Annotated in this window: 16 protein-coding genes; 8 read left to right on the forward strand and 8 right to left on the reverse strand. The window is 62.1% G+C overall.

Annotated elements, in window-relative coordinates:
• Positions 1 to 8 precede the first annotated feature (8 nt).
• Positions 9 to 806 (reverse strand): 23S rRNA (adenine(2030)-N(6))-methyltransferase RlmJ, encoded by a 798-nt coding sequence (gene rlmJ, locus QUV21_RS09255; RefSeq protein ID WP_300854416.1) that lies wholly within the window; start codon positions 804 to 806, stop codon positions 9 to 11.
• A 112-nt stretch (positions 807 to 918) separates the two neighbouring features.
• Here rlmJ and QUV21_RS09260 point away from each other — a divergent pair, with 112 nt between their 5' ends.
• Both QUV21_RS09260 and QUV21_RS09265 read left to right on the forward strand, forming a co-directional pair.
• Complete coding sequence (locus tag QUV21_RS09260) at positions 919 to 1314, forward strand: DUF2177 family protein (RefSeq protein ID WP_300854419.1); 396 nt, start codon at positions 919 to 921, stop codon at positions 1312 to 1314.
• A 112-nt stretch (positions 1315 to 1426) separates the two neighbouring features.
• The gene (locus QUV21_RS09265; protein WP_300854422.1) at positions 1427 to 1753 is read left to right on the forward strand and encodes an ArsC/Spx/MgsR family protein; all 327 of its coding nucleotides are present in this window, start codon (positions 1427 to 1429) and stop codon (positions 1751 to 1753) included.
• On the opposite strand, the gene QUV21_RS09270 is transcribed toward QUV21_RS09265, so the two are convergent.
• The 6 genes from QUV21_RS09270 to thrS all read right to left on the reverse strand — a co-directional run bounded on the left by QUV21_RS09270 (position 1750) and on the right by thrS (position 6699).
• Complete coding sequence (locus QUV21_RS09270; RefSeq protein ID WP_125324549.1) at positions 1750 to 1956, reverse strand: cold-shock protein; 207 nt, start codon at positions 1954 to 1956, stop codon at positions 1750 to 1752. The two genes, QUV21_RS09265 and QUV21_RS09270, sit on opposite strands and share 4 nt — an antisense overlap.
• A gap of 136 nt (positions 1957 to 2092) precedes the next feature.
• Positions 2093 to 2632, reverse strand: a complete 540-nt coding sequence (locus tag QUV21_RS09275; protein WP_300854430.1) for a DoxX family membrane protein — start codon at positions 2630 to 2632, stop codon at positions 2093 to 2095.
• Entirely contained in the window at positions 2629 to 3360 is a 732-nt protein-coding gene (locus tag QUV21_RS09280) for a DUF2063 domain-containing protein (protein WP_300854432.1), read from the reverse strand. Before QUV21_RS09280 ends, QUV21_RS09275 begins: the two co-directional genes overlap by 4 nt.
• On the reverse strand, positions 3357 to 4205 hold the full coding sequence (locus QUV21_RS09285; RefSeq protein ID WP_300854435.1) for a DUF692 domain-containing protein: 849 nt from the start codon (positions 4203 to 4205) through the stop codon (positions 3357 to 3359). The genes QUV21_RS09280 and QUV21_RS09285 overlap by 4 nt, the downstream gene beginning before the upstream one ends.
• A gap of 56 nt (positions 4206 to 4261) precedes the next feature.
• Complete coding sequence (locus QUV21_RS09290) at positions 4262 to 4567, reverse strand: DUF2282 domain-containing protein (protein WP_300854436.1); 306 nt, start codon at positions 4565 to 4567, stop codon at positions 4262 to 4264.
• 185 nt (positions 4568 to 4752) lie between these two features.
• A complete protein-coding gene (gene thrS, locus QUV21_RS09295) occupies positions 4753 to 6699 on the reverse strand; it encodes a threonine--tRNA ligase (RefSeq protein WP_300854438.1) in 1947 nt (648 codons plus the stop codon).
• 178 nt (positions 6700 to 6877) lie between these two features.
• Here thrS and QUV21_RS09300 point away from each other — a divergent pair, with 178 nt between their 5' ends.
• Both QUV21_RS09300 and QUV21_RS09305 read left to right on the forward strand, forming a co-directional pair.
• Positions 6878 to 7654 (forward strand): alpha/beta hydrolase, encoded by a 777-nt coding sequence (locus QUV21_RS09300; protein ID WP_300854439.1) that lies wholly within the window; start codon positions 6878 to 6880, stop codon positions 7652 to 7654.
• 156 nt (positions 7655 to 7810) lie between these two features.
• Positions 7811 to 8530: an alpha/beta hydrolase gene (locus QUV21_RS09305; RefSeq protein WP_300854441.1), complete on the forward strand. Its 720-nt coding sequence runs from the start codon at positions 7811 to 7813 to the stop codon at positions 8528 to 8530.
• Here QUV21_RS09305 and phaZ read toward each other — a convergent pair.
• Positions 8519 to 9790: a polyhydroxyalkanoate depolymerase gene (phaZ, locus tag QUV21_RS09310; RefSeq protein WP_300854442.1), complete on the reverse strand. Its 1272-nt coding sequence runs from the start codon at positions 9788 to 9790 to the stop codon at positions 8519 to 8521. The genes QUV21_RS09305 and phaZ overlap by 12 nt on opposite strands.
• A 98-nt stretch (positions 9791 to 9888) precedes the next feature.
• Between phaZ and phaC the strand changes: the two genes are divergently transcribed.
• From phaC to QUV21_RS09330, 4 genes are all read left to right on the forward strand, one after another.
• Positions 9889 to 11697 carry a class I poly(R)-hydroxyalkanoic acid synthase gene (phaC, locus tag QUV21_RS09315; RefSeq protein ID WP_300854443.1) on the forward strand — a complete coding sequence of 603 codons (1809 nt, stop codon included), beginning with the start codon at positions 9889 to 9891 and terminating at the stop codon, positions 11695 to 11697.
• 146 nt (positions 11698 to 11843) lie between these two features.
• Entirely contained in the window at positions 11844 to 12293 is a 450-nt protein-coding gene (locus QUV21_RS09320) for a Phasin (RefSeq protein ID WP_300854444.1), read from the forward strand.
• A gap of 133 nt (positions 12294 to 12426) precedes the next feature.
• Positions 12427 to 12981 carry a polyhydroxyalkanoate synthesis repressor PhaR gene (phaR, locus tag QUV21_RS09325; protein WP_300854446.1) on the forward strand — a complete coding sequence of 185 codons (555 nt, stop codon included), beginning with the start codon at positions 12427 to 12429 and terminating at the stop codon, positions 12979 to 12981.
• 3 nt (positions 12982 to 12984) lie between these two features.
• A complete protein-coding gene (locus tag QUV21_RS09330) occupies positions 12985 to 13935 on the forward strand; it encodes a LysR family transcriptional regulator (RefSeq protein WP_300854448.1) in 951 nt (316 codons plus the stop codon).
• The last annotated feature ends 19 nt before the right edge of the window (positions 13936 to 13954 follow it).

A 13954-nucleotide genomic window follows, 5' to 3' on the forward strand; every position in this document is an offset into this window, starting at 1 on the left:
GGCCCTATCTATGTCCCCAACCCGGGTTTGGAAAGCGTCGCGAATCGTTTACCAAGTGCGGTCAGTTCCGCCGCCAACCCGTATGGCGGGTTGACGAAGAACAGGCCCGATCCTTCCATCCGATGCCCGTCGCGCACCGGCGGAAACCGCACCTCATGGCGCAAGCCATCGGGGAACGCCGTCTCCAGGGCGCGCAGCATCGGGCCATGCGCGCCGCCTTTCAGGATCGGATACCACAGGATCAGCATCCCGACGTTCCATTTGCGGTTCAGCGCCGCCATGTGACGTGGGATCGCGTCGTAATCAGCCTTCACCTCATAGGACGGATCGATCAGCATCAGCCCGCGCCGGGGCGTCGGGGGGGTGATCGCCAAGGCCAGCTCAAACCCGTCCTTCTGATAGACCTGCGCGCCCCAATCCTTTGCCACGCTGCGCAGATGCGTCACCTCTTGTGGATGGAGTTCCGCAAGATGCAGGCTGTCAGTCTCCCGCAGGCCAAGTGCTGCAATCAGGGGCGAGCCGGGATAGGCCCGCAGGCCATAGGCCGCCCGCGCCTCGGCCAGCCGCTGCCGGTAGGGGTGAGTTTCGGGAAACAGCCGTTCCGCCAGCCCGATTCCGGCGGCCGCTTCACCGGTCTTCGCCGCCTCGTCGGCATCAAGGTCATAGACCCCGCGCCCGGCATGCGTTTCGATATAGCTGAGCGGCTTGTCCTTTTGCGTTAGGTAATCCAGCACCCAGGCCAAGGCGGCATGCTTATGCACATCCGCAAGGTTCCCGGCATGGTAAAGATGTTGATAGGACAGCATCCCCCTGCCCTAACCGGGTTTGCGCGGCTTGAAAAGTCATCCCAGAGCGCAGCCCGCCGCCACTGGCACAAGGTCAATTCCATGCTATCTGGTAATGGGCAAAGGAGCGCCCATGTCCGTCATCACCCTTTACGTCAGCACTGCCGTCGTCTTTCTGGTCCTTGATGCCATCATGTTGACCATGGTGATGAAGCCGCTGTTCAGCCGCCATATCGGCCCGCTTCTGGCTGACCCGATCCGCGTCGCCCCCGCAGCGCTGTTCTACCTCGCCTATGTTGCGGGCGTGATCTACCTCGTGTCGCTGCCCGGGCTGCGCAGCGGCGCGCCTGTGGTAGTGCCGGCCTTGATCATCGGCCTGATGGCGTACGGCACTTATGAATTCACGTCATGGGCGGTGATGCGTGACTGGCATTGGCAGATGGTGGTGACCGACCTGCTTTGGGGCGGGGTTCTGACCGCCTTTTCCGCATGGGCGGGGGTGACGGTCACGCGGATGATCCACGGCTGAGACCGAAGCCGATCCGACCACCGTTTGCCGCCCGTTTCGGCCTGTGCTAAAGGCTTGGCCCGCTAGAGCCAAGTGTGGCACCCCGTTGCCGGAAGTCGAAAGGAAGACCCCGATGATCCTTTACGGTATCCCCACCTGCGACACCTGCAAGAAGGCGCTGAAGGCGCTGAAGGCGGCAGGAAAAGAGGTCACGTTCCACGACGTCCGTGCCACCCCGATGACCGAGGCAGAAATCGCCACCATTGTCATCGAATTCGGCTCGCGCGCGATAAACAGCCAGTCGACAACCTATCGGGCCTTCAACGACTATCTGAAGGCATCCGAGCCAGAAGCGCAGATCGCGGCACAGCCGACTGTCATGAAGCGGCCGGTCATCCGTGACGGCGACCAGTGGTACCTGGGATGGGACAGCGCGACCGAAGCCGCGCTGACTGCTTAAAGGAGACGCAGGTCGCCTGCTGACTGTTTCCCGTCGCGGCCCGATTGAAGTTCGTAGCCGATCTTCTGGTTGTCGTTCAGGCCTTTCAACCCGGCGCGTTCTACCGCCGAGATATGCACGAAAACGTCCTTGCCGCCATCATCGGGGGCGATGAACCCGTAACCTTTGGTCGAATTGAACCACTTCACGGTGCCTGTCGGCATGCCGCTTCTCCTCTCAGAACCCCCCGCGGCGCCATTGCCGCGAGCCGTGCCACCAGGTCTTCCAGGGCCTTCGTTCAGAGAGGCGGTCAGGAAATCTGTCGTCACTCCGGCGATGATGCCAAGGATTCGCCGAAAATCAAGCTGCAAGGCGGGAAGTGGTCCCGGCAAGCAGGCGATCCGCCGAAAAGGGACCAGCGCCTTTGGTGATCAGCACAAGAAACAGCAGCATCCAGAAAGCCCGCTGATCCAGGATCAGCGCATCCGACGCCCGGTCGAACCATGCCCCGGACCCGGCCCCATGTCCGACGATATCGGTCAGGCTTTGCACAAGGACGAACCCCACCATCCCCAGGGCAGCCAGACGAGTGAGAAGACCCAGTACGATCAGCAGCGGCAAGACATACTCTGCCCATGCCCCGGCCAGCACCACCAGACGGTGCCAAAGACCCATCTGGCCAACATCATAGCCGACCGCCTCGAAGACCTTGGGAAAGATCTGCGCGTAAGACCCCATCGACGGGGTGAACAGACCATCCAGCTTTGTCGCTGCCGAGGCCCAGAAATAGGCAAACAGAACAGCAGCGAAGACCAGTCGCGCGGCGGTAGGCAACAGCCAGTCGCCGTGCCTGTCGGCGCTATTGACCGCGCTGTGATAGAGGGAAAGCAGCCTGTTCATTCGTCCACTCCGATAATGGCCCTGCCGGAAATCAGCAGGGAAAGGATTCCGGGCAGGTTGACCGAAGCCCCGGCCTGATCAAGGCTTTGTCCAAGGGTGCGTTTCTCCAGCAGCCCTTGCAGGAAAGCACCGCCGCCACTTGGCAAACGCTGGGGACGGGGGTCGAATTCCGGCCGCAGGATCACGGCGTCTTCCGGTCCCGGAACGGGCGGCGGGCCACCTTCGGCATTCGCCGCCCAGATCGAGACCACGGGCCAATGCGACCGGACCAGCCGCAGCGACGGTGCCAGCCGCAGGCGCAGCCCGGCAATGTCTGCACCGATCAGGCGCTGAAATTCGGCATCTGGCAGCGGCTGGATGTCGGCCGCGTGATAGCTTTCGCGCATCGCCTGATCCAGACGGGCAACGTCGGGCAGATAGCCCAGATGGGCTACTGGCGGGAATCCCTCAAGAAATCCGGGCATCGCGTCGCCATAAAGCATCAGCATCCGCGAGTTCGGCGGATGGGCGCGCAGGAAGACCCCGGCCATGGCGGCAAAGAATTCATCCCCAACCAGCTTGCGCACGGTCGGAAATGCCGCCTCCAAAGCACGGGTCAGGGATGAGGCAACGTTGTTGCGGTAGACCGAAAACCGCTTTGGCGCTGGCCGACCGGTCGGGTCGGTGATGCCGACGGGAATGTCGGCTTCCGGGTCCAGCAGCGCCCGGGCAAAATCGGTCTGGGTCATGCCACCGCCTCCAGCACGCGGGCGGCGCGGGCGGCTTCATCCACAAGAACCGGCCAGTCGGGAACATCATTGTCCCACTCGATCAGCGTCGGCAGCGGGCCGGCCTTGGCGATGACATGCGCGTAAAGAGCCCAGACCGGATCCACCACTTCTGCCCCGTGGCTGTCGATCAGGAGGCGGTTGCCATGATCGTCGCGGTCCTCATCATGGCCGCCAAGGTGGATTTCTCCAACATGAAGCAGCGGGAAACGGTCCAGATAGGACTGAGGATCATAATCCTGATTTACGCCAGAGACATAGACGTTGTTCACGTCCAGCAACAGTCCACAGCCGGTGCGCTCTGCGATCTGGGTAAGAAACGCCACCTCTTCCATCGCGGTTTCCGAGAAAGCGACGTAGGTCGATGGGTTTTCCAACAGCATCCGGCGGCCAAGCACGTCCTGGACCTGATTGATGTGCGCACAGACCCGGGCGAGGGTCGCTGTGGTGTAGGGCAAGGGCAGAAGGTCGTTCAGATAGGCCCCGTCATGGGTCGACCATGCGAGGTGTTCGGAAAAGCTGGCCGGGTTCAGCCAGCCACACAGGGTCTTGAGCCGTTCAAGGTGGTCAAGGTCCAGGGCCGCCTCACCCCCGATGGACAGACCCACGCCATGCACCGAAATCGGGAATCGCTGGGCAAGGTGGCGCAGTTGTGCAAGGGGGCGGCCCCCGTCGCCCATATAGTTCTCTGCGTGAATCTCCAGCCAGCCGACCGGACCGGGATCAGCAAGGATCGACGCGAAGTGCTGCGGTTTGTAGCCGGTGCCGGGTTTCGCGGGCAATCCGCCCCCAGTCTGGTCAAGCATCACAAGTCCCCCGAAAAAGTCACCCCCCGGTCGGCAGGACCGGGGGGCAAAAATGGTCAAGCACTCGGCAGATCGCGGTCAAGTGCTTCGAGGCTGCCCATGCGGGCCATGCCATCGGCACCGGCGGGCAGTTCCATGGTTGCACAGGTGCCTGCCGGAACCAGCGTCCACGCGTTGCCCTGATAATCGACCTTCGAGGTGCCAGCGCAGGTCGTGCCTTCGCCCGCAGCGCAGTCATTCTGACCAGCCAGCGAAACGCCGAAGCACTTTTCGTTTTCCTGCGCCGAAGCGGTGGTGGCGGCGCCGGAAAGAGCGGCCGCAAAGGCGCCGGCGATGACAAGCGATTTCGATTGATACGACATGTTGGTTGCATCCCTTGAGTTGGTGGTCGCACCGTTTGCGACCCGGACAGGATTAGGCTGACACACCGCTCACAAGACACCCACGGACGCGTGATCCACGGATTCGTGAGGCGGATTGCCGCAGGGCAGAATCGGAAAAGCCCCGCCGACCGGCGAGGCTTTACGTTTTTTATCAGTATCTTGTATCAATTCCCGGAGGGGGACAAAGCCTCAAACCCGAAGGTTGCAATCGCAGAATCGAGGCTGATCGTTTCAGTCCGCGTCTCGCCAAGGCGGCGAACTGAAACAGTCCGCGCCTCGACTTCCTGCATCCCGATGGCCAGGATCACGGGAACCTTGCCGACCGAATGTTCGCGGACCTTGTAGTTGATCTTTTCGTTGCGCACGTCCGCCTCGGCCCGGACGCCTGCCTTTTGCAGCGCGGCCACCACCTCATGCACGAAGGGGTCAGCGTCCGAGACGATGGACGCAACAACAACCTGCCGGGGTGCCAGCCAGAACGGCAATCTCCCGGCGTAGTTTTCCAAAAGGATGCCGATGAAGCGCTCGAACGACCCCAAGACGGCGCGGTGCAGCATGACGGGCCGATGCTTCATCCCGTCTTCGCCCACGTATTCGGCGTCCAGCCGCACCGGCAGGTTGAAGTCTGCCTGGAAGGTGCCGCACTGCCATTCGCGGCCAATGGCGTCGGTCAGTTTGAAATCCAGCTTGGGGCCATAGAACGCACCGTCGCCGGGGTTGATCGTATAGGGCAAGCCAAGCCCTTCGATGGCCTTTTGCAACGCGGTTTCAGCCTTGTCCCAAACCTCATCCGACCCCACGCGCACGTCGGGGCGGGTGGACAGCTTGATGTCGAATTTCTCAAACCCGAGGTCGCGGTAGACCGATGACAAAAGCGCGATGAAACCCGCGCATTCCGCCTCGATCTGGTCCTCGGTGCAGAAGATATGCGCGTCGTCCTGGGTAAAGCCGCGCACACGCATAAGCCCGTGCATGGAGCCAGAGCTTTCATAGCGGTGGCACGACCCGAATTCCGCCAGGCGCAAGGGCAGGTCACGGTAGGACTTCAGACCCTGGTTGAAGATCTGCACATGGCAGGGGCAGTTCATCGGCTTCAGCGCGTTGATCCGCTTTTCCTTGGCGCCCTCCTCGTCCACCTCAACGATGAACATGTTCTCGCGGTAGGCTTCCCAGTGGCCGGATTTTTCCCACAGCACACGGTCCACGACCTGCGGTGTCCTGATTTCCTTGTAGCCCGCCTGCCGCAACCGCCCGCGCATGTAGTCTTCCAGCGTGCGGTAGATCATCCAGCCGTTCGGGTGCCAGAACACCATGCCGGGCGCTTCTTCCTGAATGTGGAACAGCTCCATTTCGCGGCCAAGTTTCCGGTGGTCGCGCTTGGCAGCCTCTTCCAGCATCGTCAGATGCGCTTTCAGGTCATCGCGGTTGCGGAACGCCACACCATAGATGCGCTGCAACATGGGCCGCGAGGCATCGCCCAGCCAATAGGCCCCTGCCACATGCGTCAGCTTGAAGGCATCGGCTGGCACTTGGCCCGTGTGTTGCAGGTGCGGCCCCCGGCACAGGTCTTGCCAGTCGCCGTGCCAATACATCCGCAGGTCTTCGCCTTCGGGGATGCGGTCGATCAGCTCCAGCTTGAAGGGTTCGTGCCGGCCCCGGTAGTATTCCACCGCCCGCGCCCGTTCCCAGACCTCTGTCCGCACCGGGTCACGCGCGTTGATGATCTGCTTCATCTTCGCTTCGATCTGGCCAAGATCCTCGGGCGTGAAGGGTTCCTCACGGTCGAAATCGTAAAACCATCCGTAATCGCGCACCGGGCCGATGGTGACCTTCACATCCGGCCAGATTTCCTGAACCGCCCGGGCCATGATATGCGCAAGGTCGTGCCGGATCAGTTCCAGCGCCGGGGCTTCATCCTTCAGGGTGTTCAGGCTGATCTTGGCATCCGCATGGATCGGCCATGCCAGATCCCAGTGCTTGCCATCCACCTGCGCCGAAATCGACGCCTTGGCCAAGGACGGCGCGATGCTTGCGGCCACTTCGGCAGGGGTCACGCCCGCCGGGTAGCTGCGGATGTTGCCGTCGGGAAATGTCAGGGAAATCTGGCTCATGTGCCTGTTCCTCGTCAGTTTGGCGCCCACGATGCGCCCGGTTGCGGGTTATGTCGGGCGCTGTCTTGCCCGCCGGGCCGGGTGAAGTCAAGCCAGCCGCCAGACGCCACCGGCAATTCTTCGCGCGTGGGTTGCGCGGGGCCTCACCCTTGCCGCATCTCACGATTATAGTGGGCGCATGACAACCTACCTCACCACCCCGCAAGGTCGCCACATCGCCTATCACCGCACCGAAGGCCGTGGCCCGGGGGTGGTCTTTCTCGGCGGCTTCCGGTCCGACATGACCGGATCAAAGGCGCTGCATCTGCAAGACTGGGCCAAGGCCACCGGCCGGGCGTTCCTGCGGTTCGACTATTCCGGCCATGGCGCCTCACGCGGGGCGTTTGTCGATGGCGCTATCGGTGACTGGCGCGGCGATGCCGTGGCGGTTATCGAAGGGTTGACCGATGGTCCGCAGGTTCTGGTCGGATCATCCATGGGGGGGTGGATCGGGCTGCTACTGGCGCGCGACATGGCCAGCCGGATCGCGGGCGTTGTCGGTATCGCCGCGGCCCCCGATTTCACCGAACGAATGTGGTCTGAGGATTTCTCCGCCGCCGACCGCGCCACACTTCTGGCACAGGGGGTCTTGTTGCGCCCCTCGGACTATTCCGACGAGCCCTACCCGATCACCCGCCGGCTGATCGAGGATGGGCGACACAATCTGGTGCTGGACCAGCCATTGAGGCTGCCCTTTCCCGTGCGACTGCTGCAAGGCACGGCAGATACCGACGTGCCTCCGTCAGTTGCGCTGCGGCTTCTGGACCACATCGACAGCTCCGACTTGCGCCTGACGCTGGTCAAGGGTGCCGACCACCGCTTTTCCTCCCCTGCCTGTCTCGATCTGATCACTGAAACGGTTGAACAGGTGATCGGCCTGCATGAAGCCGCTGCGGCGGAGGACGCTGCTGAATAGCATCAATCAAACAATTACTGGACAACCAGCAGGACGTCGGCTCTTTGTCCGGTGGTTTATCCTCCTTTGAATCCATTATCTTATCGGCTATGGTGACGGGACAAGAGATACCGTCTATCATCCATTTTCCCGCAACTTCGCCAAAGGCTGCTTCGGATGAACGAACCGGTTGTCCTGATCCCGGGCTTCATGGCGGATGCCCGCGCCTTCATGCCTCAGATCGTGGGTCTGGGCCAGACGCGGCCGGTTATCCTGCTTGCCCCCAGCCTGTCCGACACCGTGGAAAAGGTGGCAATCGAGGCGGCCGCGGCCCTGCCTGCCCGCTTTGCCGTCATTGGCCACGGTCTTGGCGGAAACGTCGCCATCGAGCTTTTTCGCCGCAGGCCCGATGCCGTCAGCCGTATCGCCCTGATTGCCACAGATCCGCTCCCGGAACCGCCGCAGCTTGCCGCCGCGCAAGAGGCGCTGCTGGTTGCCGCCAAGACCGGACACATGGCCGATTGCATCGCCCAGATGCTGCCCGAGGCCGCACTTTTCGATGCGCCATGGCGCGGCGAGGTGCTGGCACTGGTGCAGGACATGGCGGCCACCCTTGGCCCCGATCAGTTCCAGCGTCAGATCCGCGCCCTTCAGCGCCGCCCCGACCAGCAAAAGACGTTGCGCAAGGCCAATGTCCCGGCGCTGATCCTGGCGGGCGAGGCGGATACCGTCGTCCCGCGCCGCCGGGCCGAGTTTCTCGCCGGAATGATGCCGCAGGGCTGCCTTGAGGTCATTCCCGAGGCAGGCCACCTGCCGCAGCTTGAACAACCCGAGACCGTGACCCGGGCGCTGGAGACGTTCCTTTCGGGTCGCCTTCCGACGCTGTTACTGTGCTGATGCCAGCGCGATCTTTGCCTTGCGACCAGCGCCGGAATTCGCATCGATGAAATTCAGCACCAGCGGCCGGATGTTGAGACGCCAGCTTTTGCCCGCGAAGATGCCGTAATGGCCCGCGCCGGGTTCAAGGTGTTGGGCCTTCTTGTCATCCGCCAACCCGGTCAGCAGTTTCAGCGCCGCAACGCATTGCCCGGGGGCCGAGATGTCATCATTCGCACCTTCGACCGTCATGACGGCAACCTTGGTGATCGCCCCCATGTCCACCTTGCGACCGGCCACGACGAAATCATTCGTCGCAATCTCACGGTTCTTGAAGATGCGCTCGACGGTGGACAGGTAGAATTCCGCCGTCATGTCCATCACGGCAAGGTATTCGTCATAGAATCGGTTGTGGGCGTCATGATCCGAACCTTCCCCGCGCGAGACGCGGAGGATCTGATCGGAAAATGCCTTGCCGTGGCGTTCGGCGTTCATCGTGATGAAGCTTTGCAGCTGCAAGAGGCCCGGATAGACCAGCCGCCCCGCGCCCTTGTATTTGAAGCCGACCCGCTGGATTGCCAGATGTTCCAGCTGCCCCATGGTCACCCGGCGGCCAAAGTCCGTCACCTCGGTCGCGGCGGCGTCGGGATCAACCGGCCCACCGATCAACACCAGCGACCGGGGCTGCGCTTCGGGGTCTTCGGCGGCAAGGTAGGCGGTGGCGGCAAGGGCCAGCGGCACCGGCTGACAAACCGCGATGACATGGGTGTCAGGGCCAAGCGCCTTCATGAACTCGGCCAGATAAAGCGTGTAATCCTCGACGTCGAACTTGCCCGCGCTGACCGGAATGTCACGCGCATTGTGCCAGTCCGTCACATAGACGTCGGCATTAGGCAGCAGGCTGGCAACCGTGGACCGCAGAAGCGTGGCGTAATGCCCCGACATCGGTGCCACCAGCAACACCTTGCGCGCCATCGGCGCCCGGCGGCGCACGAAGAATTGCACCAGATCACCGAACGGCTTTTCGACCACGGGCGTCACGTCGACCAGATGATCGGTGCCATCAGGACCGACGATCGACCGGATGCCCCAGTCAGGCTTCGCGATCATGCGGCCGAAAGTGCGTTCCGTCACCTCGCCCCAGGCGGCCATCAGCGGCAGCACCGGGTTCATCGACATGGCGAAGGCCGGGTAACTTGCGAAGGCGCGGGCCGAGGCACCCAACCACTCATTCGTGTTGCGCGCACTTTCCATCAGGTCGTAGGTGAACATATACTTCATCGCATCTCCTTGCCCGCAGGGGGGCCGATGTGGCATGGCCGACCAGGGCGTGGCGACACGATGCTGCACAGCGGCGAAGATAGGGGGGAAACGTCAGCATGACAACAGAAGAGAATGCTCTTGGTCCAGAGGCCGAAGCACGGGCCGCACGGCTGAACGCCAACCTTGCCAAGGTTGACGAGTTGTCAAAGCGCCTGACCGCCGCGCTGACCCATCGCCGCCAGACCGATCCCTCGCTGCACGGCCCCGCGCCAGACGTCTACATGAAAGCCGCTGCCGCCTACCTGGCCGAGATGATGCAGAACCCCGCGAAGGTGGTGGAACATCAGATCAATTACTGGGGCAAGACGCTGAAACATTACGTCGAAGCACAGCAAGTGCTGGCCAAGGGCGAATTGAAGGCCCCCCCGGACCCCGGCCCGAAGGACCGCCGCTTTTCAAACCCGCTTTGGGAAACGCACCCGTTCTTCAACTACCTCAAGCAGCAATACCAGTTGAACTCGGAAGCGATCACCACCGCTGTCGGCGACATGGAGGCGCTGCCGCCCGAAGACCGCCGCCGGGTGGAATATTTCACCCGGCAGATCGTCGACATGTTCAGCCCGACGAATTTTCTTGGCACCAATCCTGAAGCGCTTGAAAAGGCCGTGGCCACCGATGGCGAAAGTCTGGTGCAGGGGCTCGAGAACCTTGTCCGTGACATCGAGGGCAATCAGGGCGACCTGCTGGTCACCCTTGCTGACCGCGAGGCATTCAAGGTGGGCGAAAACCTCGCCACGACCCCCGGTGCCGTGGTCTACCGCAACAAGATGCTGGAACTGATCCAGTATGAGCCCACGACCGAAAAGGTCCACAAGACCCCTCTGCTGATTTTCCCGCCGTGGATCAACAAATTCTACATCATGGACCTCAAGCCGCAGAATTCGCTGATCAAGTGGATCGTGGATCAGGGCTTTACACTGTTCGTGGTCAGCTGGGTCAACCCCGACAGCAGCTATGCCGGCACCAGCATGGATGACTACATGCGTGACGGCTATCTGCGCGCCATGGCCGAGGTGCGTCGGATCACCGGCGAGAAAAAGATCAACGCCGTCGGCTATTGCATCGCCGGCACCACGCTTGGCCTGACACTGGCGCATCTGCAAAAGGCCGGGGATGAAACCGTCAAGTCGGCCACCTTCTTCACCACCCTCGCCGATTTTTCCGATCCGGGCGAGGTGGGCGTCTTCCTGAATGACGATTTCGTCGACGGCATCGAACGCCAGACCGCGCAGGACGGTATCCTGTCGCGGACCTTCATGAGCCGGACCTTCAGTTTCCTGCGGTCAAACGACCTGATCTACAGCCCGGCGATCAAATCCTACATGCTGGGCGAGGCACCGCCCGCCTTTGATCTGCTTTACTGGAACGGCGACGGCACCAACCTGCCCGCGAAAATGGCCGTGGAATACCTGCGCGGCCTGTGTCAGGGCGACGGCTTTGCCAAGGGCGAGTTTCCAGTCTTTGGCCGCCCTGTCAGCCTTGCAGACATCAAGCTGCCCCTTTGCGCCATCGCCTGTGAGACTGACCACATCGCCCATTGGCGCGGCAGCTTCAACAGCATCAAGCAGATGGGATCGGCCGACAAGACCTTCATCCTGTCGCAGTCGGGCCATATCGCCGGGATCATCAATCCGCCATCCAAGGACAAATACGGCCACTACACCAATGATGGCCCGATAGCAGGCGACCCGGAGGACTGGCTGAAGGGGGCCACCTTCCACAAGGGCAGCTGGTGGCCGCGCTGGCGCGACTGGCTGGCAGAACGTTCCGGGCCGATGATCAAGGCGCGGGTTCCGGTTGATTCGCTGGCAGCCGCACCGGGAACTTATGTGGTGGCCACCCCTGCCCCGATTGCAGGTCTCTGACATTTCAGCAGCATTCCAGAGGGTTGGCCTGTAGCAACCGCAGGCATTGCTGCAATGCAGAAAAATACTTGAAATGCTGCGGTGCAGCATCTATATTCCTTTCATCGGAAAGCGGGCGGGTGCTCGCACATAGCGGAGTATATCAGATGACCAAGACCCCCGATTTCGCCAAAGTCATGCAGGACATGATGGCTTCCCTGCCGGTTGACTCGTCAGCCATGCAGAACGCGTTCAAGACCCAGGCCGCCTTCGCCGAGAAATTCTCGAAAGTCGCCCTTGAGGCTGCTGAAAAGTCCACCGAGATCACCTCGAAGTGGGCCAAGGATTCGATCGCCAAGCTGACGGACGTCTCCAAAGCCAAGGCTGAGCCGACCGAATACACCAAGTCGGTGACCGATTTCGCTTCGGCCGCTGCCGAAATGGCTGCCGAAAACATGGCCGCCTTCGCTGAAGTCGCCAAGAAAGTGCAGATGGAAACCGTCGAGCTGATGCTGGCCGCTGGCAAGGACATGTCGGAAGACGCGACCGCCGCTGTCAAGAAAGCCACTGCCGAAGTGTCGTCGGTGGCCAAGAAAGCCGCTGCAGCTGCGAAGTAATTTGCAGGCGTAACGAGTGTGCGCCCCTTGTGGGGTGTCGGGCGGGCCGGGTTTCACCCCGAGCCCGCCCTTTCTTTTTGCATTTCCCTCCCGTAGGCTTCTCTGCACCTGCACAAAGTCCCCGGGGGGAATCATGGCCGATACCGACAAGCCGCTTCTGATCAAGCGCTACGCCAGCCGCCGCCTCTACAATACCGAAACGTCAGATTATGTGACGTTGGAAGATATCGCGGGGTTCATCCGTCAGGGGCGCGAGGTGCAGATCGTAGATCTGAAATCGGGCGACGACCTTACCCGCCAGTATCTGTTGCAGATCGTCGCGGAACATGAATCCAAGGGCGAAAGCGTATTGCCAGTGGATGTGCTGACCGACCTTGTCCGCAGCTACACCTCGGGCGTGCAATCGATAGTGCCGCAGTTCCTTGCCACATCCTTCGAAATGCTGCGCAACAGCCAGACGAAGATGATGGAAAACCTGACCGCATTCCCCAACCCCATGGCCGCCGTTCCAGGGTTCGATGCGATGCGCAAGCAGCAGGAAGCCTTTCTAAAGTCGATGATGGGCGGGATGCCCGGCTGGAACGCCTCTGGCCCAGCGCCCGAGGATGAAACGCCAGCCGCCCCCGACGACATAGCTGAAATCAAGAAGCAATTGGCTGAGTTGCAGAAGAAGCTGTCAAAGCTCTGACCGATGGCCGAAGCTGAGGGCCGTGTCACACTTTGGGGGATCGAGGTTTTCGTCGCCGCTGCCGAAGAGGGATCAATCTCGGCTGCAGCGCGGCGTCTGGGTGTCAGCCCTTCGGCGGTCAGCCAGCAGCTTTCCGGGTTGGAGACCGTGCTTGGCGCCGTGCTCCTGGACCGTTCCGGTCGCCCGATGCCGGTGACCCCCGCCGGTGCGATGTTCCGCCGCCACGCCCAGACCATCCTGAACGCGGCCAGCGAAGCGCGCGCCGAACTGGCCATGGCCGACCTTGCCGGCATGACAACCCTGCGCCTTGGGGTGATCGAGGATTTTGACGGCGATGTGACCCCACGCCTGCTGTCCTTGCTGGCGAAAGATCTGAAGGGATGCCGCTTTCTTCTGGAGACTGGCGCAAGTCACCGGCTGCTCGACCAGTTGGAGGCACGGGCGCTTGATATCGTTGTTGCCGCCGATTCCGCCAGCGATCCCCCAAGCGACGGCAGTTGGCGGGAAGTGCATCCGTTGATGTCGGAACCCTTCGTGGCCGTCTGCCCGGCGGGCGCGCGGCCGGAAGACTTGCCACTGATCCAGTATACCGCCCGTCATCTCATGGGCCGTCAGATTGCCGCCCATCTGCTGCGTCAAGGCGTCCGGCTTGGGCATCGCTTCGAGCTGGACAGCTATGCCGCGATCATGGCGATGGTCGCAGGGGGCGAAGGCTGGACGATCCTGACCCCGCTGGCGCTGCATCAGGCGCGCGCGTTCCGCGCCTTGGTCGAAGTGCGGCCCCTGCCTTTTGCCCCGCTGGAACGAACCCTGTCGCTGACCGCCCGCGCCGGAATACTGCGCGACGTGCCGGGCCAGATCGCAGCGCATCTGAAGCTGCTGATCGCGCAGGAAGTCATCGCGCCGACGCTGGCGGACTGGCCGTGGCAGGCACCTGCGCTTCGTGTTCTTTGATCAGACCAAGCCTGCAAAA

The sequence above is a fragment of the Tabrizicola sp. genome (assembly GCF_030373185.1).
Classification (GTDB): Bacteria; Pseudomonadota; Alphaproteobacteria; order Rhodobacterales; family Rhodobacteraceae; genus Tabrizicola.